The following is a 22,671-nucleotide window of genomic DNA, read 5'->3' on the forward strand; positions in this document are numbered from 1 at the left end:
GCCGTCGCGGTTTGGTTCGACTTACTCGGCCTTGGGTTGTTCGCGCAGCCGGATGTTCAGCTCGCGCAGGGCCTTGGCATCCACGACGCCCGGCGCCTGGGTCATGACGCAGGCGGCGCTCTGGGTTTTCGGGAAGGCGATGACCTCGCGGATCGAGGACGCACCGGTCATCAGCATGACCAGGCGATCCAGGCCGAAGGCCAGACCGCCGTGGGGCGGCGCGCCGTACTTGAGGGCGTCGAGCAGGAAGCCGAACTTCTCCTGCTGCTCGTCTTCGCTGATGCCGAGCACGCGGAACACCGCCTGCTGCATGCCCTTGTCGTGGATACGGATGGAACCACCGCCCAATTCGGTGCCATTGAGCACCATGTCGTAGGCGCGGGACAGGGCGCCGGCCGGGTTGGCCTCCAGCTCTTCCGGGCTGCACTTGGGCGAGGTGAAAGGGTGGTGCATGGCGGTCAGGCTGCCGTCGTCGTTCTCCTCGAACATCGGGAAATCGACGACCCACAGCGGCGCCCAGTCGCAGGTCAGCAGTTTCAGGTCGTGGCCCAGGCGGATACGCAGGGCACCCAGCGCGTCGCAGACGACCTTGGCCTTGTCGGCGCCGAAGAAGACGATATCGCCGTCCACCGCACCCACGCGATCGAGGATGACGTTGAGGTTTTCCTCGGGAATGAACTTGACGATGGGAGACTGCAGGCCTTCCACGCCCTTGGCGCGCTCATTGACCTTGATGTAGGCCAGGCCCTTGGCACCGTAGTTGCCGACGAACTTGGTGTAGTCGTCGATCTGGCTGCGGGGCATGGAGGCGGCGCCCGGAACGCGCAGGGCGGCGACGCGTCCTTTCGGATCGTTGGCCGGACCACTGAACACCTTGAACTCGACGGCGTTCAGTTGATCGGCGACGTCCACCAGCTCCAGCGGGATACGCAGGTCGGGCTTGTCCGAGCCGAAGCGGCGCATGGCGTCAGCCAGCGTCATGTGGGGGAACTCGCCGAACTCCAGATCCAGCACTTCCTTGAACAGGTTGCGGATCATGGTCTCGGTGATGCCCATGATGTCGCGCTCATCGAGGAAGCTGGTCTCGATGTCGATCTGGGTGAATTCCGGCTGGCGGTCGGCGCGCAGGTCTTCGTCGCGGAAGCACTTGGCGATCTGATAGTAGCGGTCGAAGCCGGCCACCATCAGCAGTTGCTTGAACAGCTGGGGCGACTGGGGCAGGGCGAAGAAGCTGCCGGGATGGGTGCGGCTGGGCACCAGGTAGTCGCGGGCGCCTTCGGGGGTGGCCCGGGTCAGGATGGGGGTCTCGACGTCGAGGAAGCCGTTCTCGTCCAGGTAGCGACGGATGCTGCTGGTGATGCGGGAGCGCAGCTTCAGCTTGGCGGCCATCTCGGGACGACGCAGGTCGATGAAGCGATAGCGCAGGCGGGTTTCCTCGCCGACGTCGGAGTACTCGTCCAGCGGGAACGGCGGGGTCTCCGCCTGGTTCAGGACTTCCAGTTCGTAACCCAGCACTTCGATGGCGCCGGAGGCCATGTTGGGGTTGACGGCGCCGGCCGGACGCAGGCGCACCTTGCCGGTGATCTTGACGACGAACTCGCTACGAACGCGGTCGGCGCGGGCGAAGGTCTCTTCGCGATCCGGGTCGAATACCACCTGGGCCAGGCCTTCGCGGTCACGGATATCGAGGAAAATGACCCCGCCGTGGTCGCGGCGGCGGTGCACCCAACCGCAGAGGGTGATTTCCTGGCCGTCCAGGCTCTCGTTCAACTGGCCGCAATAGTGGCTGCGCATCATGGTCGTGTTTCGCTTCTCTTGAGTCGTGAATTCGTCCGCCTGCCTCGAAGGCGACGGATCATCCGGCGGAGGTGCAACCCCCTGCCGAACGGGCCGGGGTTCGCGGCAAAGAGCGGGATTATATAGCGTAAATCGCCCGGGTGCAGCCGCCCGCCCGGCGGCCTGCGCCCGGGCCGACTTCCACCTTCACCCCGCCTAGCGGGAAGGCTCCAGCCCAACACTTCCCTCCGCGCCCCTCGGACTGATTCCCACCGGGGGGGGGTAGGAGAAAGGCTCGAAGCCCGATGAAAATCGGTAGGCCTGGCGGGATCGATGTCCGCCGATTCACTGGAAAACGCGTTGAACCTCTGAAAGGCCAATCGCTTCTAACCATCGCATCCATTGATGAAGGGCAAGGTCGAATCCCGATGAGCCCGTGTTAGGCTTCGGCCATTACGGGCCCGGATCGGGCCGCCGCTACCCAGAGGAGAACCTGAATGGAAATCAACATCGGAATCGCCGAGCAGGATCGCGCAGCCATTGCGGAGGGCCTGTCCCGTCTGCTGGCCGACACCTACACCCTCTATCTCAAGACCCACAACTTCCACTGGAACGTCACCGGCCCGATGTTCAACACCCTGCACCTGATGTTCGAAGGTCAGTACAACGAACTCGCCCTCGCCGTCGACGCCATCGCCGAGCGCATCCGCGCACTGGGCTTCCCGGCACCCGGCACCTACGCCGCATATGCGCGACTGTCGTCCATCAAGGAAGAGGAAGGCGTCCCCGGTGCCGAGGACATGATCCGCCAACTGGTCCAGGGCCAGGAGGCCGTGGTACGTACCGCGCGCGGCATCTTCCCGCTGCTCGACAAGGTCAGCGACGAACCCACAGCCGATCTGCTGACCCAGCGCATGCAGGTTCACGAAAAGACCGCCTGGATGCTCCGCAGCCTGCTGGCTGCCTGAGCCCCGACCGCATCAAAAAGGCCCGGATAACCGGGCCTTTCGCTAGGCGCGGAAGCCCGCCTGATCTATGCTCTGGCGATTCGATACCTTGCCACAGTGAAGTGCATGAGCCAGCCTCCGAAACCACCGTCGCTGCTTGAGCTTTACCCTGAAGAAACCCGTGAGGCAGCCGAACTGCTCAAGCAGGCCGTGCCGCACATGGTTCGCCACTCGATTCCACCGAACCCGGTCCACTACGCCCTCTGGTACACCTACAGCAAGGGCATGGAACCGGAGCTCAACCGTCGCCTGGACAAGATCACCGGCGACTTCGATGTGTTCCCGCCCGAGTCCGCCATCAAGCTGTTCCGTGAATACATCATTCGCGGCGAGCTGGAAGAAGCCCGCCAGGGCCAACAGCAAGTCATCGAGCTGGTGGACGACATCGAAGGCGACGTCAACCGCAGCGTCCGGGGCAGCGAGTCCTTTCAAAACAGCCTCGCGGCGGGCCTCGCCGCCCTGCACGAACCCATCATCGACGACCTCCCGAGCGTGCTGAACCATCTGCAGGAAAGCACCCAGCTGATGCAGGAACAGCAGGAGCAGTTCCTCTATCGCCTGCGTTCGGCGCAGTCGGAGATCCAGCACCTGCGTCATCAGCTGGAGCGCGCGCAATTGGCCGCCACGCTCGACGGCCTGACCCAGGTGTTCAACCGCCACGCCTTCACCCGGCTGCTGGAACAGCACCTCAAGGGCAACCGGGACGGCCTGGCGCTGGTCATGCTGGATATCGACCATTTCAAGCAGTTCAACGACCAGTTCGGTCACCCGCTGGGCGACCGCGTGCTTCAGCATGTAGGGCAATTGCTGCGGGAACTGCTACCCCCGCGCGCCATGGCCGGACGCTACGGCGGCGAGGAGTTCTGCGTACTGCTCCGCGACTGCAAGGGCCTGGATGTCGCGCGGGCCTTCGCCGAGCAACTGCGCGGCAAGATGCAGGCCCTGCGGGTGAAGGTCCGCCGTACCGACCAGGTACTGGACACCATTACCGCCAGCTTCGGCCTGGCACTCGCAGAACCGGGCGACACTGTCGAAAGCTTCATCACCCGAGCCGACGACGCGCTCTATCAAGCCAAGCGAAATGGGCGTAACCAGGTGCACCCTCCGACCTCCGAGCCGGTGCTAACCGCCTGATTTGAGAAGCCCTGCCCTTTGCTGTTAAATACAGCCCGTGCCGCTCGCTGACACTCCGCAAGCGGCATAGGCCGGCCTTTGCGCCTTATTCATCCCGCGCAACCGGCTCTTCCATCAGAGATTTCGCTTTCAAGGTGAATCCATTGAACATACTGAAAATCGTCCATCTGTTGACGGGCGCTGCCGCTTTGTTGCTGTCGTTCATCCCCAGCCTGCGCGCTGAAGCCCTGCCTTACCTGCAACGACCCGATGCGCTCTACCTGGCATTCTGCGGCCTGCTGAACCTGCTGCTGGCCCCCGTGGTGCCCGCGTGGCCCAAAGGCCCCCGCGACCTGCTGCAGAACCTGGTCTCCGCCCTTCTGGTCCTGTCGGTCATCGCCCAGACCCTGGTCCTGCTGGCGCCCCTGCCCTCCCTGGGCGGACAACCCGCGGTCCTTGCCAGCCTCCTGGCGCTGGTCATCGCCATTGCCCTGCACCTGGCCCTGAACCTGCGCAAGGCCACCCAGGCAGCGCCTCTGCCCCAGGACATGTCCAACCGCGAAACGGGCACCGTGAAGTGGTTCAACACCTCCAAGGGCTTCGGCTTCATCTCCCGCGATACGGGTGACGACATCTTCGTCCACTTCCGCGCCATCCGTGGCGAAGGCCACCGCGTACTGATAGAGGGCCAACGCGTGGAGTTCTCGGTCATTCAACGCGACAAGGGCCTGCAGGCCGAGGACGTGATCGCCGCACTGCCCAGCGGCCGCCGCTGATCGCCAGACATGAAAAAGCCGCCTTCGGGCGGCTTTTTCGTCGACTCAATAATGAGGCGGTGGTGTTTCGTCATCGACTGGCCCGAACTGACCCAACAACTCCTCCTGGCGCTTGGCCAGCGCGGCGACCTGCAACTGCAGGCGCTCCACCATCCGCTGCTGCTCCACCAATACATCATTGAGGGCCTGAATGGTGTCGTCCTGGAAGGCCAGGCGACTCTCCAGATCGGCTATGCGCATCTCAAGGCTCATGGTTCAGCCCTCCACGAAGGTGAAATCGTCAGTGAGCGCCATGCGGAGCTTGGCACGGATGGCCGACACCTCGTCCGCCGAATAGGCCACTGCTGGTTGACGCCCCCAAACCGGAGCGGGCCAGGCTACATCCGATCGACGCCGCACAATCACATGCATGTGCAGTTGGCTCACCACATTTCCCAGGCTCGCGACGTTCATCTTGTCGGCACCGAAGGTGTCCTTGAGGGTTTCAGCGAGGAAGGTGGTTTCCTCCCAAAGGCGCCGCTGATCCTCTACGCCGAGCTGGAACAGTTCGCTGACCTCCTCGCAGCGAGGCACCAGAATGAACCAGGGATATTGTGAGTCGTTCATCAACAGCAGCCGGCACAGGGGAAAATCACCGATGGGCAGGGTGTCCTGCTGAAGTCTTGGGTCCAGTGCGAACATACTGACCTCTCCTGTTCGACGTTAGGGAATTCGAGCTTACCCCCCCCGCAACGGGGCGCAGCTCAAAGCAGCCGCGCAGCATAGCGAGCCCGAAGCCCCAGCGAAACGCTCGCCCCTTCCTATATATAAGGAAGGCGAAGCCAACCTCGTTACCCGGCTCGCACCAGATTCGCGCAGCGTTAACAACTCGTTACCGAGCGCCACACCGCAGTTACCAACGCCAGTAGCGACGCGGCCCCCAGCGTCTTTCCACGCGATTCGCGCCTCAGTGTCAAGCGCCGCCGAGCGAACCGAACGCTCCATTTCGGGGCAGACAATCACCTCGGAATACAGCCATTTCGCGGCTCGATACGCCGCAAGCCGCTTCAACGCGGCGCGATACAAGTTTTTTCGGCAGCCGTAGCATTTTGTGCACGCTTGTTGCTTATCTGCTCCAAGGTCACACGCGGGACCGGGAACAGACCCCAATCACCCCGACCCGCCAAGTGTCCCGGATACATAGGGGATGAAAGGATGCAAGGCCGAAACTATAGATATGCGACACAGTCCTTCTCGATTTGCGACAGCACTGTGAAGAAATCGTAAGGACCAGGTTTCAACTATCGCCAATATTGTCGTCATGCTATAAGTTAGCGCCGACACAAAAAGAAAGAACCGCCTTCACCCCAATAAGAAAGCGGCGAGAATCTTCTAAAACCAAAGGAGCAATCACAATGCAAGTGATGAAGTGGAGCGCACTGGCTCTGGCCGTGACCGCCGGTACCACTCAGCTGGCTTTCGCCAGCGCCCAGGAAGAGTCCAAGGGCTTTATCGACGACAGCAGCCTTACTCTTCTGAACAAGAACTACACCTTCTACCGTAACTTCCTGAACAACCCCGGCGGCCAGAACTACCGCAACGAGTGGGCCCACGGCATCATGGCCGACTACCAGTCGGGCTACACTCAGGGCACCGTAGGTTTCGGCGTTGATGCCCATGCCATGCTGGGTATCAAACTGAACAGCGGTAAAGGCACCGCCGGTACCGGCCTGATGCCTCGTGGCAGCGACGGCCGCTCCCAGGATGACTACTCCTATGCAGGCGGCGCCGTAAAGGCTCGCATCTCTAACACCGAGTTCAAGTACGGCAACCTGATGCCGGCCAACCCGGTATTCGCAGTAGGTACCGCTCGCCTGTTCCCCGGCTCCACCGAAGGCTTCCAGATCCTGAGCAGCGAGATCGAAGGCCTGAACCTCGAAGCCGGTCACTTCACCTCCATTCGTGACGGCAGCGCCTCCACCGACCGTAACGGCCGCATCACCCTGGCCTATGACTTCGGCGCAGTCGTAGACGCCCAGAATGTCGACTACCTCGGCGGCAGCTACTCCCTGACCGACAACGTCAGCGTTACCGTCTACGGTTCCGAGTTCCAGGACGTTTGGCGCCAGTACTACGGCAACCTGAACTACAACATCCCGTTCAGTGACACCCAGGCCCTGAACTTCGACTTCAACATCTACCGCACCTCCGACGAAGGCAAGAGCCTCGCTGGCGAAATCGACAACACCACTTGGTCCCTGTCGGCTGGTTACACCATCGGTGCTCACAAGTTCACCCTGGCCCACCAGCGCGTGAACGGCGACGAGCCGTTCGACTACCTGTCGATGGACGGCCAGAACGCCGGCGACTCCATCTTCCTGGCCAACTCCGTGCAGTACTCCGACTTCAACGCCCCGAACGAGAAGTCCTGGCAGGTTCGCTACGACCTGAACATGGCTGAGTTCGGTGTTCCCGGCCTGAGCTTCATGACCCGCTACATCACCGGTGACGACATCGATGGCACCAAGATGGACCCGACCGGTGTCTACGCTGGCAACTTCGGCGGCGACGACGAGAAGCACTGGGAGCGCGACATCGAGGCCAAGTACGTGGTTCAGGAAGGCTCCGCCAAGGATCTGTCCTTCCGCGTGCGTCAGGCTACCCACCGTGCCACTTCCTTCGATTCCGACCTGGACGAAGTACGCCTGATCGTCGAGTACCCGCTGAGCATCCTGTAATCTGGATATCAGCTAAAAGCTCGATACAAGAAAGCCCGGCATTGCCGGGCTTTCTTTTTATCCATCATTGATCAACAAATAATCAATCGACTAATTAATGGGCAACGCATAAGTCCCGGTTACATGGGCAACAAGGTTATCCCTGTCATCCGCCGAATAAAGTGAAACCTCGCAGACCGCCTGCCGCCGACCCAACTTGAGTATTCTCGCTTCCGCCAGCAGATCCACTGGCTGAGGTCGTGCCAGGAAGTTGATATTCAAGTTTGACGTCACCGCCATCTCCACTTTCCCCAGCCTGCCCAGCACCACCGCATACATGGCCGCATCCGCCAGCGCCATCAGGGTCGGACCGGAAAGCGTTCCTCCCGGGCGCACCAGCCTGGGCTGGAAAGGGACTCGCGCCAGCGCACCGGTTTCATCCAGCCGCTCGATCCGCAGGTCGATATCGTCCGCCATCGGCACGCCACCCCGGATCAGCGCCTGCACCTGCTCCGCTGTAAGACTCACTCCATCACCCTCCCTCCGCCAACGGACCGCAATCCTGTACGCCACTTGATCAGGGCCGTACAATGCCGAGCCATCCAAACCCATCGCAACCGACAAAACGGCCAAACATGCGTACCAGTCAGTACCTGCTGTCCACCCTCAAGGAAACCCCCGCCGATGCCGTGGTTATCAGCCACCAGCTGCTGCTGCGTGCCGGCATGATCCGCAAGCTTGCCTCCGGCCTCTATACCTGGCTGCCAATGGGCCTCCGGGTGCTGCGCAAGGTCGAGGCAGTGGTCCGTGAAGAGATGGACGCCGCCGGTGCGCTGGAAGTGCTGATGCCCGCCGTGCAGCCCGCCGAACTCTGGCAGGAGTCCGGCCGCTGGCAGCAGTACGGACCCGAGTTGCTGCGCCTGAAAGACCGTCATGATCGCGACTTCTGTGTCGGCCCGACCCACGAGGAAGTGATCACCGACCTCGCGCGCAACGAGCTGAACAGCTACAAGCAGCTGCCGCTGAACTTCTACCAGATCCAGACCAAGTTCCGTGACGAGATCCGTCCGCGCTTCGGCCTGATGCGCGGCCGCGAGTTCGTGATGAAGGATGCCTATTCCTTCCACATGAGCCAGGAGTCGCTGCAGGAAACCTACGACCGCATGCACCAGGCCTATTGCAACGTGTTCAGCCGCCTGGGCCTCGACTTCCGCCCCGTACTGGCCGACACCGGCTCCATCGGCGGCACCGGTTCCCATGAATTCCACGTGCTGGCCGAGTCCGGTGAAGACGATATCGCCTTCAGCGACAGCTCCGATTACGCCGCCAACGTCGAGAAGGCCGAAGCCCTGCCCCGCGAGTCCGAGCGTCCCGCCGCGACCCAGGAGCTGACGCTGGTGGACACCCCGGACACCAAGACCATCGCGGACCTGGTGGAGAAGTTCGGCCTGCCCATCGAGAAGACCATCAAGACCCTGGTGGTCCATGGCGCAGAAGAAGGCAAGCTGGTCGCCCTGATCGTTCGCGGCGACCACGAGCTGAATGAAATCAAGGCCGCCAACCTGCCCCAGGTGGCCAGCCCGCTGGCATTCGCCAGCGAAGCCGAGCTGCGCCAGGCCATCGGTGCCGGTGCCGGCTCCCTCGGTCCGCTGAACCTACCGCTGCCCTGCGTGGTGGATCGCTCCGTAGCCCTGATGAGCGACTTCGCCATCGGCGCCAACATCGATGACAAGCACTACTTCGGCGTGAACTGGGAGCGCGACCTGCCGCTGCCGGAAGTGGCCGATCTGCGCAATGTGGTCGCGGGCGACCCGAGCCCCGACGGCAAGGGCACCCTGGTGATCAAGCGCGGTATCGAGGTGGGCCACATCTTCCAGCTGGGCACCAAGTACAGCGAAGCCATGAAGCTGAACGTGCTGAGCGAACAGGGCAAGCCCGTCACCCTGACCATGGGCTGCTACGGCATCGGCGTATCCCGCGTGGTGGCCGCCGCCATCGAGCAGAACTACGACGATCGCGGCATCCTCTGGCCGGCGGCCCTGGCACCCTTCCAGGTCGCCCTGGTTCCCCTCAAGTACGAGACCCCGGCCGTCAAGGAAGCCACCGACAAGCTTTACGCCGAACTGCGGGCGGCGGGCGTCGACGTGCTGCTGGACGACCGTGACAAGAAGACCAGCCCCGGCGTCAAGTTCGCCGACATGGAGCTGATCGGCATTCCCCACCGCATCGTGGTGAGCGAGCGCGGCCTGGCCGACGGCAACCTGGAGTACAAGAGCCGTCGCGAAACCGACAGCGAGGCCGTTCCGGTCGCCGACGTCGTTTCCTTCATCACCGCCCGCGTGAATCGCTGATCGAGAACATGTCCAAGCGTAGTTCCCTAATCCGAGTGGGTGCCGCCCTGTGCGGCGCCCTCTTCGTCAGTGGTTGTGCCAACCACCTGCCGCAGCGCAGCGAACACGAGGAGCGCGTCGAGCGCAAGCTTCTCAGCCACAGCCTGCAGATCGACGTGGGCGAACCCCAGGTGCTGGAACTCCCGCAACGACGTGTCCGCATCAACGAACAGAAGACCTTCGAGGTCACCGAGTTCGAGGTCAGTCGTCATTACGACCGCTACACGCCCTACCAGCCCTGGCGCGAGCTCTACGAGGTTCCGCTGGGTGCGGTAGCGGTGGTGGCCGGCGTCGGTGCCAACGTGCTCAACGTGGTGCTGCTGGGCAGCCTGCCCGACACCGCCACCAAGGACTGGATCAGCTACGGTTTCGCTGGCCTCAACCCGGCGATGAACGTGGAGTCCAACGGCCGCTCGGAGCAGAACCTCGCCGGCATCGACGAGAAGCAGCTGGACAAGAGGATGGAGTACACCAGCCAACCCTGGGCGGAACGCCCCGTGCTGGTGAAGCTGGGCAGTCGAAGCCATGAGCTGCTGACCGACCGCAATGGCATCCTGCGCCTGAACCTGCTGGACAGCCCCTTCGCCGATGAAGAGGTGAGCCGCGTGGGCACGCTGCACCTGAGCGTCTCGGATGACCAGGACAGCGCCCGCGCCGACGCGACCCTGGGCATCAGCCGCTCACTGCGCGGCAAGCTGTCGGAAGCCCACGCACTGATCTTCGAGGACCTCGAGGACGACGAAGTCGCGCAGTGGGTACACCGGGTCAAACGCTTGTCGGAACTAGGCCTGGAAGAAGAGGCCAGCGAACTGGAGCAAAGCCTGATCGAGCTGACGCGCAACGATCCGGAACTGCAGAAGGAATTCCTCCACTCGCTAATGAAGGACGCCGGCCGCCTGGCTGCGGATCCGGGCGATTCGGAGTGACGAACCGGGAGGGAATCCGATCCCTCCCCTTGCGGCTCAACGTCGCACGATGAAGCCGATGATCCCCTGGAGGGGTTGCTCGGCGAGCTCCACCGCCGTCACCCGCGCCTTGTCGGGTCCCCGCTCGAGCCAGCGGGCCAGTTCGCGCACGGCGTCCTCCTCGCCCTCCAGCAACACCTCGACCCTGCCGTCGTCCAGGTTGCGCACCCAGCCGTCCAGGTCCAGGCGATCCGCCTCCTCCTGGGTCGACTGGCGATAGTAGACACCCTGGACCTTGCCACTGACGTAACCGTGCAGACAGATTCGCGCCATCGCTACTCACCCTTGCGCAGGCTGGCGAGACGCGCAGTGAGGCCGGCGGCGTCCTGCTCACCCATGAGCCGCTCGCGCACCTTGCCCTGGGTATCGATGATGTAGGTCACCGGCAGGGCTTCACTGCGGGGCAACTCGAAGCGCGCGGCCGGATCCTCCGCCAGTACCGTGAAGCGGATACCCATCTTGTCCACCGCATCGCTGAGCTCCTCGCCCTGGAGTCCGTCGAAGTTGACCCCCAGCACCTTCACGCCCTTGTCCTTCTGCTGTTCGGCAAGCGCGTTGAGCTCGGGGATTTCGGTGCGGCAGGGCGCACACCATTCCGCCCAGTAATTGATGACCAGCCACTGGCCTTCAAGCCGCTCAACCGCTACCTTCTGTCCATGCTGATCGACGCCGACGTCGTCCGAGCAGCCGGCCAGGAACAGGCTGGCCCCCATCAGTGCGAACGCCCCAATGACAGCCTGGAGTCGCGATCCCATGCATTCGGTCCTCGTGTACGCGGGGTTGATATGACGCTGGATGCCCTGCGCCTGGAAGTGCCGGACATCCTGGAAGAGAACTCCACTCCCCTGGCGAGCGTGCCAACGCTCCTGGCCGAGGCCCGCCAACTCCCTCAGGATAGTGCCCTGCAGCAGGTCCTGACGCTTCTCTTCAGGCTCAATCGCAGCGCACTGACCTTACTTGAAAGGCAACGGGTGCTGCAAAACTTCAGTGAAGAGTTCCGCCACTATGCGCAGGGCTGCCAGGAACGGGACGTCCCAGCGCCCTTCCTGCGCCTCTGCGACGAGCTGGCCTGCGGTTTCAAGCGCCTGCTTCTGCAGATTCTGCAGGGGCACCAGCCCTCCAGGCCGCACCTTGCCTGGTGCCTCTACATGGCCGAGCATTTCCTCGCCCAGACCCAGCTACGCCATTACCAGCTGTACCTGGAGCCCGACCCGCGCCTCTGGCGCGACAGCCACCTGCTCTACTGGCTCGGCGAACACCAGCACTGCCTGGATGAACCCGTCGCCGCCGCCTTCGTGCCGACGCCCGCCAATACCCTGCGTGGCCTCTACCAGCAGATGCTGCTCCTGGCCCTGAGCAACCCCTTCCACCTCCCCGACGGCGAATGCCTGCAGCTGTTCGGCGCCCTTGCACCATTGGCCGGCCTGGCGCGCCTGCTGCCCTGGGACGAGGACGACGAGAATGCCAACCCGACAGTGGACCTCACCGAGTCCCAACCCTGCCTTCCACAGGACCAGACTCCGGACGGCGAGTCCACCCACCTCCGCCGGCTGGAGCTCGGCGCCCTGCTGATCGCCCTCAATGAACCCGCCCCCCTGCGCAGCGAGCGCGACAGCGCCCTGCTGGAGCGGGTTCGCCAGCATTGGCTGGGACGCCAGCAGCGCCGCCATCCCCGCACGGAACAATCAGGCAGTTGCCAACTGGTAGTGGGCCTTCCCGCGATACACGCCGATCTGCTGACCCAGCATCCCGACCGCCATGAGACGCAATTGCTGGATGCCAGCCCCGGTGGCGCTCGCCTGCTCTGCGACGGCCACCTCACCAGCCTGGTGCCAGTGGGCCAGTTGGTGCTGGTCCGCGGTGCCAGCTCCCCGATTCTCGCGCTGGTGCGCTGGCGCTACCAGAACGCCGAAGGCCTGCATCTGGGCCTGCGCTACCTCAAGGGCCTGCCCCGGCCTGCCTGGCTGCGCCGGGCCCCCAGCGCGCAGACCCATCCCGGCGTCCTGCAGAGCACTCCGGCCCCCGGCATCGGTTGGCACCATGGCCTCTGGCTGCCCGGCCAGCAGTTCGTCGAAGGGGAGAATCTCTGGCTGCAACTGGCCAATATGAACAACCAGGCCATCGTCCGGCTGCCCGCCCCCAACCTGACGACCAGTCTGGTCGCGCGCTACCCCCTGCAACTGGCGTGAACGGCACGGCCGTCGCACCGACAGAGGCGATCGACGCGACGTGTCATTCCGATTCGGCCCTGAGCCACTGCGCCAGGCTGCCGCCGAACAAGGCCTGCTGTTCTTCCTGCAACAACGACAAGGCATTGCGCAGCGGCGGGTACCAGGCCTCGTCCAGGTGCTCGGGCAACTGGTTCGGCCTGGGCAGCGGCCAGGGCATGTGGCTCAGCAACTGGTAGAGGCTGTAGCCGCTGAGGTCGCGGCACAGCACCCAGGCACCGCCACTGGCCCGGCAGACCAGGTGCTGGCCCTCCAGCAACTCGAGCATCTCCAGCCATTCGTCCTCGGGCAGGTACCAGCCCGCGCGCTGGACATCCAGGTGCCGCACCGGCATGCCCCGCAGTTGGCGGTCGTGGAAGACCCGCAGGATGCCCATCATCACCAGCAGGCGCGGAAGCGCACGGCGTCGCCAATGCCAGGGCGTGGACAGGTTGCACACCAGTTCGGCGCCGAACAGCACGATGACCCAGGACAGATAGATCCACAGCAGGAACAGCGGCACCGTGGCGAAGGCACCGTAGATGAGCTGGTAGCCCGGAAAGAGACTGACATAGAGGCCGAACAGTGCCTTGGCCGCCTCGAACAGCAGCGCGGTGAACACGCCCCCGGCCAGCGCATGACGAACCGGTACCCGGGCGTTGGGCACGGCGGCATAGATCAGGGTGAAGGCCGCGACGCTGGACAGCAGCGGCATGAACCCCAGCAACGTCTTGGCGCCGATCAGCGCATCCGGCCCTGAAATCAGCGACAGCGACGTGATGTAGGTACTCACCGCGAAACCGGCCCCCAGCAGCAGGGGCCCCAGGCTGAGGATCGCCCAGTAGAGCAGGAAGCTGGAAATGCCCCGCCGGGGCTGACGCACCCGCCAGATGGTGTTGAAGGCCTTCTCGATGGTCACCAGCATCATGAAGGCGGTCACCACCAGCAGGCCGACACCGACCCAGGTCAGGTGGCGGGCCTGCACCGTGAAGCCCTGCAGGTACTCCTGCAAGGCTTCACCGGTGGAGGGCACGAAGTTGCGGAAGATGAAACTCTGGATCTGCTCGCCGGTGCCCTGGAAGGCGGGAATGGCCGAGAGCATGGTGAAGGTCACCGTCATCATCGGCACCACTGCGAACAGGCTGGTGTAGGTCAGCGCAGCGGCGCTGTTGGTACCGCGATCGGCGATGAACCGCTGCAGCAGGAAGCGCCAGAATTCGACGAGGTCGGTGAGGCGTTGGCGCATTCCATCTCCTTAGCTGCGGTAGGGCCCGTTCCGTCCCAGCAGACCACAAGCGCGGTCCACGGTTCAGGACGATGCCACGACGCGGTTAGAATAGCCGCCTCGACCAAGCCCATGCGACCCAGACATGACCGAATTGACGCTCTACCACAATCCTCGTTGTTCCAAGTCCCGCAGCGCCCTCGAACTGCTGGAGGCCCGCGGCCTGGCCCCGACCATCGTCCGCTACCTGGAAACGCCGCCCAGCGCCGCCGAACTTCGCGAGCTACTGGCCAAGCTGGGCCTGTCCGCCCGCCAGCTGCTGCGCACCGGAGAGGACGAGTACAAGACGCTGAACCTGGGCGACGCGGGACTCAGCGAAGCGCAACTGATCGACGCCATGGTCGCCCACCCCAAGCTGATCGAACGCCCCATCCTGGTCGCCGGCGACAAGGCGATTGTGGGCCGTCCGCCGGAGAACGTGCTGGAGATCCTTCCTTGAGCACACCCTACATCCTGGTCCTTTACTACAGCCGTCACGGCGCGACCGCCGAGATGGCCCGGCAGATCGCCCGGGGCGTCGAGCAGGCCGGCCTGGAGGCACGGCTGCGAACGGTGCCTGCGGTGTCCACCGAGTGCGAAGCGGTGGCCCCGGACATCCCCGCCGAGGGCGCCCTCTACGCCACACTGGACGACCTGCGTCACTGCGCCGGCCTGATCCTCGGCAGCCCCACCCGTTTCGGCAACATGGCCGCCCCGCTCAAGTACTTCCTCGACGGTACCAGCAGCCTCTGGCTGACCGGCGAACTGGTGGGCAAGCCGGCAGCGGTGTTCACCTCCACCGCCAGCCTCCATGGCGGCCAGGAAACGACCCTGCTGTCTATGCTGCTGCCACTGATGCACCACGGCATGCTGGTGACCGGGCTCCCCTACAGCGAGCCGGCCCTGCTGGAGACCCGTGGCGGCGGAACCCCCTACGGCGCCAGCCACCATGCGGGCGCCGACGGCAAGCGCCCCCTGGACGAGCACGAGATCGCCCTCTGCCGGGCGCTGGGTCAACGCCTGGCACAGATTGCCCAACGCCTGGAGGCACCGCGTGGCTAGGAAACCCAAGACACTCCCGGCACTGGAATGGCTGGCACCTCGCATGGGCGCCAGCCGCGTGGTGAGCCTGGCGAGCTTCCTCGCCCTGGCCGCCCTGCTGACAATCAACACCCTGTTCTTCGCCGACCTGCACGGCGCCCGCACCTGGGTGGTGCTGACCATCGAACTGGTGCCCCTGCTCCTGCTCGCCCCCGGCATCATCATGGGCAACGCCCGTGCCCATGCCTGGGCCTGCTTCGTGGTCAACCTCTACTTCATCCAGGGCGTGCTTGCCGCCATCGACCCGGCCCGCATGCTGTTCGGCTGGCTGGAGGCGGGGCTCAGCCTGCTGCTGTTCTGCGCCGCGCTGCTCTACACCCGCTGGCGCTTCCAGTACAACCGCAAGCTGGCCGGGGAATAAGCTCCGCAATGAAAAAGCCCGGACATTCGTCCGTAATGCTGTTCACTTAGGCGATGCCAGCGTCAGTCGCTGGGGCTTCAACCCCTGATGTAGGAGCGAGCTTGCTCGCGAAAACGGCCTGTTCGCGAGCAAGCTCGCTTGTATGTCGTAAGGTGGGTCTGTCGGGGGTGGAGGGACTGAGCTCGCTTCTGCAAGACAGACGGTAGGAGAACTCCCCCACTCCTGGCTCACGACAAGCGCCGATAAGGAATCCATCGACTCGAGTAGCCGCTCGAGATCGACCATATCTGCAAGCCTGCGCACAGGTGAGCCCCCCGACAGACTCATTCATCTTGTCGGCCGGAATCGCACATGACAACCCAATCCCCCATCATCGGCATCGACGTGGCCAAGGACAGCCTGAGCCTGTATCGCGCCGACCTGGACCAGTACTGCACCCTGGACAATGACGCCCGCAGCATCCGCGCCTGGCTGAAGACGCTCCCCGGCGACTGTGCCTTGGCAGTGGAAGCCACCAGCACCTATCACGTGCAGCTCGTCGACCTGGCCCATGCGCGTGGTCATCGCCTCTATGTCATTGATGGCTATCGCCTGAGCAATTACCGCAAGGGCATCGGCGGCCGCATCAAGACCGACGCCAGCGATGCCCGTCTACTGGCCCGTTATCTGGCCCACGAACAGGCCCAACTGCGGGTCTGGCAACCCGCCGGCAAGGCTTACCGGCTGCTGCAAAGCCTGCTGCGACGCCGGGCGACGCTGATCCGCAGTGCCACGGCGCTGCGCCAGAGCTTTGGCCATGACACCCAGTTCAAGGTGTCGATGAAAGCGGCGCTCAGCTCCCTCAAGCGCCTGGAGCAGCGCCTCGATCAGGACATTGCCCAGGCCTTGAAGGACGCTGGCCTAGCCGAGCAGGCCAAGCGTTGCCGGGCCATTGAAGGCATCGGCCCGCTAACCGCAGCAGCCCTGAACATGGCCTTTCAGCGTGGCCCCTTCCGCAACAGCGACGCCTTCATCGCCTTCCTGGGCCTGGATGTGCGCGCGAAGGAATCGGGGCGCTACAGCGGACGCCGCAAGTTGAGCAAACAGGGCGATCCGGAGGTCCGGCGGCTGCTACACAATGCCGCCATGGCCGCCAGTCGCACCAAAGCTTGGCAGAAGCTCTATCTGGGCTACCTGGAGCGTGGTCTGAAAAAGACCGAAGCCCTGACCATCCTGGCACGGAAACTGGCTCGAATTGCCTTCGCCCTCATGAAGACCCAGCAGCCGTATCGGTCACCAACCTGTACGGCGGGGTAGACATAGAATCTCCTACGATCACGCAGAATCAAAAAAATGCCGCTTTCCTGCTGAAGGAAAAGCGGCGTTTTCTTTATGTGAACGGCATTACGGACATTCGTCCGGGCTTTCCTTTTGGGCTTGCGGTCGCGCCACGGCTACCAGCCGAAAATTTCCTTGAGGAAGGGAATCGTCAGCTTGCGCTGGGCCTGCAGCGAGGCCTGGTCGAGGATATCCAGCAGGTCGAACAGCAGGTTCATGCTGCGCGGCCCACGGGTCAGGATGAAACGCCCCACCTCATCGGTCAGATGCAGGCCCCGGCGCGAGGCCCGCAATTGCAGGGCACGCAGCTTGTCCTCATCGGACAGGCCGTGGAGCTGGAACACCAGGGCCAGGGTCAGCCGGGACTTGAGGTCCGGCAACTTGATGCCCAATTCACGGGGCGACTTGTTGGCCGACAGCAACAGCTTGCGACCGGCATCCCGCAGCCGGTTGAACAGGTGGAACAGCCCTTCTTCCCACTCCTGGCGCCCGGCCAGCGCATCCAGGCCGTCGAGACAGACCAGCTCGCACTGCTCCAGGTTGTCGAAGACCTCAGGGCCGTAATGCACAAGCTCATCCATCGGCAGGTAGATCGCCTGTTCGTCGCGCTGCTCGAAGCGGATGCAGGCGGCCTGCAACAGATGGCTACGGCCAACGCCTTCTCCACCCCAGAGGTAAATCAGGCTTTCGGTCCAGCCGGCATCGGCTTCGCACAGGCGCTCGACATAGCCGAGAGCCGCAGCATTGGCGCCGGGATAGAAGTTGGCGAAGGTGGCGTCGTCACGCAGACGCACACTCAGGGGAAGCTGGATCGGTGTCATGCCGTACTGGGAGGGTCGTCTGGACCGCTACTCGACTTTCCGTAAAGGTCGGAAAGTTTATAGAAATCATGCGCATGGCGCAGCAACACCATGATGATCGCCGCGACCGGCAGCGCCAGGAGCACGCCGGTGAAGCCAAACAGCTGGCCTCCGGCGAGTATGGCAAAGATTACCGCGACCGGGTGCAGGCCGATGCGATCCCCCACCAGCAGGGGTGTCAGCAGCATTCCCTCGAGCAGTTGGCCTGCCGTGAACACCGCCACCACACCGATCAGCGGATAGAACTCGAACCCCCCGAACTGGAAGAGCGCAGCCACTACCGCGGCGCCGAATCCCACCACGAAGCCCATGTAGGGCACGATGCTGGCCAACCCCGCCAGCAGGCCGATCAGAAGGCCAAGGTCCAGTCCCACCAGCATCAGGCCGACGGCATAGATCATCCCCAGTGCCAGCATCACCAGTAACTGGCCACGGAGGAAGGCCCCCAGCACCTCGTGGCATTCGCCCACCAGCCCCACCACATAGGACTCGCGACTGCGCGGCAGCAGGCCGCGCAGCTTCGACACCATCAGGTCCCAGTCCCGCAGCAGGTAGAACCCCACCACCGGGATCAGCACCAGGTTGCCGAGCCAGGCCAGCAGCGCCAGCCCGGACGCCGTGACGCTGGCCAGCAGGGAACCGGCGATATCGGTGGTCTGCCCGAGATGGCCGCTGAGCACCGCCTTGAGCTTGTCGAAACGCCAGAACTCGCCGGCCAGGCCCAGCCGGCCCTGGACCCAGGGCAAGGCGGTCTGCTGCAGCCAGTCGAGCATCTGCGGTGCCACCTCATAGAGGCGGAAGAGCTGTCGTCCGAGCATCGGTACCAGCACCAGCAACATAGCCAGCAGGATCAAGGCGAAGAGACCGAAGACCAGCACCACGCCCCAGGTCCGCGAAAGCCCAAGGCGCTCCAGGCGATCCACCAGCGGATCGCCCAGGTAGGCCAGCAGCATCCCCACCAGGAAGGGTGAAAGCACCGGATGCAGCTGGTAGAGCAGCCAGCCCAGCAGCAGGAAGCCACCCAGCCAGAGCCAGCGGCGCGAATCGGTCATGTCAGGCCCTCTTCCCTGTGTGGCGGGTTCGACGATGTCGGCTTACCAATGGAAGCGCAGCAGGTTGTCGCGCGGTACGACCAGGGGCGCGGGGGTAGCTTGTGGATCGGCCGAGGGAGCTTGCGCGGTGGGCGACTCCACCGGCGATTCCTGCAGGCCGACCAGGGCCAGTTGGGCCCGCAGCTGCTCGGGGCTGGCATTGACCTGATAGGCCAGGCGATCGCCTTCCACCCGGATCAGTCGGGCGCCGAAGGGCTCCAGCAGACGGGACAGCTCGGCGTAACGCGCCAGGGTCGCGCCCTGCACCTCCAGGTCCAGGCTCTGCCCGGCCCCCGGCGCCACCACGAAACGCGGGGCTAGGCGCTGGTTCACCGCCAGCATCACCACATCGGCAACGGCGGCGCTGTCGACCCCTTCCGCAGTGCCCTGCTCACGGCTGTCGCCCAGCCAGAGGCGCCATTGCGCCTGCCATTTGCCGTCCGCTTCGGCGGCATCCACGGCCAGTAAGGCATCCGCGCCATATCGCTCGGACGCCTGGGTCAGGGCGCCCGGCTGGGCGGAGGTCAATTGCTCGGGGGTGGCCAGCAACTGCTCTTCCAGGTCCGCCAGCGGCAAGCGCAACGGCAGGCCACGGTTCTGTGCGGCCTCCTGCAAGGGGACGGCGGCCTCCTGGCCATCGCCCACCAGGCTGGTGCTGGCGGTGCCGCGATTCAGCCACCAGGCGAGGATCGTGGGGCGGTTGGCGCTCCACAGGGCGATACCGGCCTGGCGCAGGGCTCGCTCGGTGGTCACCGGATCGAAGTCCACCACCAGGGTCCGCCCCTCGTAACCGTACTGGCTGATGAGCTGCTGTGGATCCTGCCGAACCGATGCCAGCGCCGGGCTCTGGGACGCCTTGGCATCGCCGGACAGTCGCAGCACCAGGGTATCCAGCGCCCGGACCAGCGCCTGGTTGCGCTCCTCCGGTTGCTGGGAGGCAACCGGCTCGCGAACCTGATAGAGGTTGTGGGCCGTCTCGGCCCGGACCGACAGGCCGAAGAGGGTGAGACAGAGCAGGAGGGCGTGGACGATCAGGCGCATGGTGGGGTCTCTATGGACGAACAGGGTGCAGCTTAGGCTGTAAGACGGCCCCTGGGAAACGGAGGGCTATACCTTAAACAGCCCTCCGTTTCCCGGCAACGCAACCTTTTCCCACTCTTTTCACGGGCGCCCGACCGCTGCCGATGGCCGCTACGGGGCAACCCTGATAAAATCGCTCGCCTTCGCAAACCGGCAGCCAGACTTGCCGGCAGACCCACGATTTCCCCCTATAGGCCTGGATTTATGAGCAAGCAACCCTCCCTGAGCTACAAGGACGCCGGTGTAGACATCGACGCAGGCGAAGCCCTGGTCGAACGCATCAAAGGCGTGGCCAAGCGCACCGCGCGCCCTGAAGTGATGGGCGGCCTGGGTGGCTTCGGCGCCCTCTGCGAGATCCCGGCGGGCTACAAGCAGCCGGTGCTGGTATCCGGCACCGACGGCGTCGGCACCAAGCTGCGCCTGGCGCTGAACCTGAACAAGCACGACAGCATCGGCCAGGACCTGGTCGCCATGTGCGTGAACGACCTGGTGGTCTGTGGCGCCGAGCCGCTGTTCTTCCTCGACTACTACGCCACCGGCAAGCTCAACGTCGACGTGGCCGCCACCGTGGTGACCGGCATCGGCGCCGGTTGCGAACTGGCCGGCTGCTCCCTGGTGGGTGGTGAGACCGCCGAGATGCCCGGCATGTACGAAGGCGAAGACTATGACCTGGCCGGCTTCTGCGTCGGCGTCGTGGAAAAGGCCGAGATCATCGACGGTTCCCGCGTCCGCACCGGCGATACCCTGATCGCCCTGCCCTCCTCCGGCCCGCACTCCAACGGTTACTCCCTGATCCGCAAGATCATCGAAGTCAGTGGCGCCGACATCGAAAGCGTGCAGCTCGACGGCAAGCCCCTGGCCGACCTGCTGATGGCGCCCACCCGCATCTACGTCAAGCCGCTGCTGAAGCTGATCAAGGACACCGGCGCAGTCAAGGCCATGGCCCACATCACCGGCGGCGGCCTGCTGGACAACATTCCGCGCGTCCTGCCGGACAACGCCCAAGCCGTGATCGATGTGGCCAGCTGGCAGCGTCCGGCTGTGTTCGACTGGCTGCAGGAGCAAGGCAACGTCGACGAGACCGAAATGCATCGCGTCCTGAACTGCGGCGTGGGCATGGTGATCTGCGTCGCGCCGGAACAGGCCGAAGAAGCCCTGAAGGTCCTGCGTGATGCCGGTGAGCAGCCCTGGATCATCGGTCAGATCGCCGAAGCGGCCGAAGGCGCCCAGCGCGTTGTGCTGAACAACCTGAAGGGCCACTGATGGCCGCACGTTGCAATGTGGTGGTGCTGATCTCCGGCTCCGGCAGCAACCTGCAGGCGCTGATCGACAGCATCACCGGCGACGAGCACCCGGCCCGCATCCGCGCGGTGATTTCCAACCGCGCCGATGCCTTCGGCCTTGAACGCGCGAAGAAGGCCGGCATCGACACCCGGACCCTGGACCACAAGGCCTTCGCCGACCGCGAAGCCTTCGATGCCGCGCTGATCGAAGCCATCGATGCCTACGACCCGCAGCTGGTGATACTGGCCGGTTTCATGCGCATCCTCACCCCCGGCTTCGTGCGCCATTACCAGGGTCGCCTGCTGAACATTCATCCGTCGCTGTTGCCCAAGTACAAGGGCCTGCACACCCACCAGCGCGCACTGGAAGCCGGCGATTCCGAGCATGGCTGCAGCGTGCACTTCGTCACCGAGGAACTCGATGGCGGCCCCCTGGTGGCGCAGGCCCTGATCCCGGTAGAGTCGGATGACACGCCGGAAAGCCTGGCCCAGCGGGTCCATGTACAGGAACACCGCATCTATCCGCTGGCCATGCGCTGGTTTGCCGAAGGCAGGCTGCGCCTGGGCCCTGACGGCGCCGAACTGGATGGACAAGCGTTGCCCCCCACCGGGCGACAACTGCGTAACTAGGAGATTCGCCAATGCGTCGCGCCTTGCTGTTGCTCCTCTCCCTCTTCACCCTGCCTGCGCTGGCCGCTGACCTGAAGCCCTTCACGGCCAGCTACACCGCCGACTGGAAGCAACTGCCCATCAGCGGTACCGCCGGACGTAGCCTCAAGCCGCTGGACAACGGCCGCTGGCAGCTGGACTTCGAGGCTTCCATGCTGGTAGCCAGCCTCAGCGAAGTCAGCACCTTCCGCGTCGAGAACAACGCCTTCCTGCCCCTGACCTATCGCTTCAGCCGCAACGGCCTGGGCAAGAGCAAGGAGGTGGAGTTCGATTTCGACTGGACCCAGAAGCAGATCATCGGCAGCGATCGCGGTGACCAGGTTCGCCTGCCCTTGAACCGCGGCCTGCAGGACAAGTCCACCTACCAGCTGGTGCTCCAGCATGACGTCGCCGACGGCAAGAAGAGCATGAGCTACCAGGTGATCGACGGCGACGAGATCGAAACCTACGATTTCCGTGTGCTGGGCGAGGAGCGCGTGCGCACCAAGGCCGGCGTGCTGGACGCCATCAAGGTGGAGCGCGTGCGCGACCCCACCCAGAGCAGCCGCAAGACCGTGCTCTGGTTCGCCAAGGACTGGGACTACCTGCTGGTTCGCCTGCACCAGGTGGAAAAAGACGGCAAGGAGTACCAGATCATGCTCAAGGAAGGCACGGTCAACGGGAAAGAGGTCAAGGGCGCCTCCGACTGATCCCCTTCGCCACACCAGAAACCGGG

At 64.2% G+C, this 22,671-nt stretch carries 24 protein-coding genes; 14 read left to right on the forward strand and 10 right to left on the reverse strand.

What is annotated here, in order from left to right; all coding sequences use genetic code 11:
• Positions 1-21 precede the first annotated feature (21 nt).
• Positions 22-1,797 carry an aspartate--tRNA ligase gene (gene aspS, locus KF707C_RS22010; RefSeq protein ID WP_036991750.1) on the reverse strand — a complete coding sequence of 592 codons (1,776 nt, stop codon included), beginning with the start codon at positions 1,795-1,797 and terminating at the stop codon, positions 22-24.
• Between the two features lie 476 nt (positions 1,798-2,273).
• Between aspS and KF707C_RS22015 the strand changes: the two genes are divergently transcribed.
• From KF707C_RS22015 to KF707C_RS30175, 3 genes are all read left to right on the forward strand, one after another.
• Positions 2,274-2,744: a Dps family protein gene (locus tag KF707C_RS22015; RefSeq protein WP_003449416.1), complete on the forward strand. Its 471-nt coding sequence runs from the start codon at positions 2,274-2,276 to the stop codon at positions 2,742-2,744.
• A gap of 105 nt (positions 2,745-2,849) precedes the next feature.
• Positions 2,850-3,917, forward strand: coding sequence for a GGDEF domain-containing protein (locus KF707C_RS22020; RefSeq protein WP_003449418.1), 1,068 nt, complete (start codon positions 2,850-2,852; stop codon positions 3,915-3,917).
• A gap of 149 nt (positions 3,918-4,066) precedes the next feature.
• Positions 4,067-4,672, forward strand: a complete 606-nt coding sequence (locus KF707C_RS30175) for a cold-shock protein (protein WP_036991761.1) — start codon at positions 4,067-4,069, stop codon at positions 4,670-4,672.
• A 45-nt stretch (positions 4,673-4,717) separates the two neighbouring features.
• On the opposite strand, the gene KF707C_RS22030 is transcribed toward KF707C_RS30175, so the two are convergent.
• Together KF707C_RS22030 and KF707C_RS22035 are read right to left on the reverse strand one after the other, a co-directional pair.
• Positions 4,718-4,924, reverse strand: coding sequence for a SlyX family protein (locus tag KF707C_RS22030; RefSeq protein ID WP_003449421.1), 207 nt, complete (start codon positions 4,922-4,924; stop codon positions 4,718-4,720).
• A 3-nt stretch (positions 4,925-4,927) separates the two neighbouring features.
• On the reverse strand, positions 4,928-5,353 hold the full coding sequence (locus KF707C_RS22035) for an HIT family protein (RefSeq protein WP_003449422.1): 426 nt from the start codon (positions 5,351-5,353) through the stop codon (positions 4,928-4,930).
• 713 nt (positions 5,354-6,066) lie between these two features.
• Here KF707C_RS22035 and KF707C_RS22040 point away from each other — a divergent pair.
• Positions 6,067-7,389, forward strand: coding sequence for an OprD family porin (locus KF707C_RS22040; RefSeq protein ID WP_003449425.1), 1,323 nt, complete (start codon positions 6,067-6,069; stop codon positions 7,387-7,389).
• A 90-nt stretch (positions 7,390-7,479) separates the two neighbouring features.
• Here KF707C_RS22040 and KF707C_RS22045 read toward each other — a convergent pair whose 3' ends face one another.
• Positions 7,480-7,845 carry a PaaI family thioesterase gene (locus KF707C_RS22045; protein WP_051050695.1) on the reverse strand — a complete coding sequence of 122 codons (366 nt, stop codon included), beginning with the start codon at positions 7,843-7,845 and terminating at the stop codon, positions 7,480-7,482.
• Positions 7,846-8,003: 158 nt separating this feature from the next.
• On the opposite strand from KF707C_RS22045, the gene KF707C_RS22050 reads away from it, so the two are divergent.
• Together KF707C_RS22050 and KF707C_RS22055 are read left to right on the forward strand one after the other, a co-directional pair.
• Positions 8,004-9,719: a proline--tRNA ligase gene (locus tag KF707C_RS22050; RefSeq protein ID WP_003449429.1), complete on the forward strand. Its 1,716-nt coding sequence runs from the start codon at positions 8,004-8,006 to the stop codon at positions 9,717-9,719.
• Positions 9,720-9,727: 8 nt separating this feature from the next.
• Positions 9,728-10,684, forward strand: coding sequence for a hypothetical protein (locus tag KF707C_RS22055; protein ID WP_036991754.1), 957 nt, complete (start codon positions 9,728-9,730; stop codon positions 10,682-10,684).
• 36 nt (positions 10,685-10,720) lie between these two features.
• Here the strand turns inward: KF707C_RS22055 and KF707C_RS22060 are convergent, their stop codons facing one another.
• Both KF707C_RS22060 and KF707C_RS22065 read right to left on the reverse strand, forming a co-directional pair.
• The gene (locus KF707C_RS22060) at positions 10,721-10,996 is read right to left on the reverse strand and encodes an acylphosphatase (RefSeq protein WP_003449432.1); all 276 of its coding nucleotides are present in this window, start codon (positions 10,994-10,996) and stop codon (positions 10,721-10,723) included.
• A 2-nt stretch (positions 10,997-10,998) separates the two neighbouring features.
• Positions 10,999-11,478, reverse strand: a complete 480-nt coding sequence (locus tag KF707C_RS22065) for a TlpA disulfide reductase family protein (protein WP_036991757.1) — start codon at positions 11,476-11,478, stop codon at positions 10,999-11,001.
• A gap of 30 nt (positions 11,479-11,508) precedes the next feature.
• On the opposite strand from KF707C_RS22065, the gene KF707C_RS22070 reads away from it, so the two are divergent.
• Positions 11,509-12,912 (forward strand): PilZ domain-containing protein, encoded by a 1,404-nt coding sequence (locus KF707C_RS22070; RefSeq protein WP_003449436.1) that lies wholly within the window; start codon positions 11,509-11,511, stop codon positions 12,910-12,912.
• A gap of 43 nt (positions 12,913-12,955) precedes the next feature.
• On the opposite strand, the gene KF707C_RS22075 is transcribed toward KF707C_RS22070, so the two are convergent.
• Positions 12,956-14,176: a virulence factor BrkB family protein gene (locus KF707C_RS22075; protein ID WP_003449438.1), complete on the reverse strand. Its 1,221-nt coding sequence runs from the start codon at positions 14,174-14,176 to the stop codon at positions 12,956-12,958.
• Between the two features lie 124 nt (positions 14,177-14,300).
• Between KF707C_RS22075 and arsC the strand changes: the two genes are divergently transcribed.
• The 4 genes from arsC (at position 14,301) to KF707C_RS22095 (ending at position 16,952) form a co-directional block, all read left to right on the forward strand.
• A complete protein-coding gene (arsC, locus tag KF707C_RS22080) occupies positions 14,301-14,654 on the forward strand; it encodes an arsenate reductase (glutaredoxin) (protein ID WP_003449439.1) in 354 nt (117 codons plus the stop codon).
• Positions 14,651-15,256, forward strand: a complete 606-nt coding sequence (gene wrbA / locus KF707C_RS22085) for an NAD(P)H:quinone oxidoreductase (protein ID WP_003449442.1) — start codon at positions 14,651-14,653, stop codon at positions 15,254-15,256. The genes arsC and wrbA overlap by 4 nt, the downstream gene beginning before the upstream one ends.
• The gene (locus tag KF707C_RS22090) at positions 15,249-15,656 is read left to right on the forward strand and encodes a DUF2069 domain-containing protein (RefSeq protein WP_036991759.1); all 408 of its coding nucleotides are present in this window, start codon (positions 15,249-15,251) and stop codon (positions 15,654-15,656) included. The genes wrbA and KF707C_RS22090 overlap by 8 nt, the downstream gene beginning before the upstream one ends.
• 351 nt (positions 15,657-16,007) lie before the next feature.
• Positions 16,008-16,952, forward strand: coding sequence for an IS110 family RNA-guided transposase (locus KF707C_RS22095; RefSeq protein ID WP_003450664.1), 945 nt, complete (start codon positions 16,008-16,010; stop codon positions 16,950-16,952).
• A gap of 137 nt (positions 16,953-17,089) precedes the next feature.
• Here the strand turns inward: KF707C_RS22095 and hda are convergent, their stop codons facing one another.
• The 3 genes from hda to KF707C_RS22110 are packed head-to-tail and all read right to left on the reverse strand — an operon-like array spanning position 17,090 to position 19,965.
• Positions 17,090-17,794 (reverse strand): DnaA regulatory inactivator Hda, encoded by a 705-nt coding sequence (gene hda / locus KF707C_RS22100; RefSeq protein ID WP_003450663.1) that lies wholly within the window; start codon positions 17,792-17,794, stop codon positions 17,090-17,092.
• A complete protein-coding gene (locus tag KF707C_RS22105; RefSeq protein WP_003450662.1) occupies positions 17,791-18,885 on the reverse strand; it encodes an AI-2E family transporter in 1,095 nt (364 codons plus the stop codon). Before KF707C_RS22105 ends, hda begins: the two co-directional genes overlap by 4 nt.
• A 42-nt stretch (positions 18,886-18,927) precedes the next feature.
• Positions 18,928-19,965: a DUF2066 domain-containing protein gene (locus tag KF707C_RS22110; protein WP_003450660.1), complete on the reverse strand. Its 1,038-nt coding sequence runs from the start codon at positions 19,963-19,965 to the stop codon at positions 18,928-18,930.
• Positions 19,966-20,208: 243 nt separating this feature from the next.
• Between KF707C_RS22110 and purM the strand changes: the two genes are divergently transcribed.
• The 3 genes from purM to KF707C_RS22125 are packed head-to-tail and all read left to right on the forward strand — an operon-like array spanning position 20,209 to position 22,645.
• A complete protein-coding gene (purM, locus tag KF707C_RS22115) occupies positions 20,209-21,267 on the forward strand; it encodes a phosphoribosylformylglycinamidine cyclo-ligase (RefSeq protein WP_003450658.1) in 1,059 nt (352 codons plus the stop codon).
• Positions 21,267-21,917, forward strand: a complete 651-nt coding sequence (purN, locus tag KF707C_RS22120) for a phosphoribosylglycinamide formyltransferase (protein ID WP_003450657.1) — start codon at positions 21,267-21,269, stop codon at positions 21,915-21,917. The genes purM and purN overlap by 1 nt, the downstream gene beginning before the upstream one ends.
• Before the next feature lie 11 nt (positions 21,918-21,928).
• Positions 21,929-22,645, forward strand: a complete 717-nt coding sequence (locus KF707C_RS22125; RefSeq protein ID WP_003450656.1) for a DUF3108 domain-containing protein — start codon at positions 21,929-21,931, stop codon at positions 22,643-22,645.
• The last annotated feature ends 26 nt before the right edge of the window (positions 22,646-22,671 follow it).

This window comes from Pseudomonas furukawaii, from assembly GCF_002355475.1.
Lineage (GTDB): Bacteria > Pseudomonadota > Gammaproteobacteria > Pseudomonadales > Pseudomonadaceae > Metapseudomonas > Metapseudomonas furukawaii.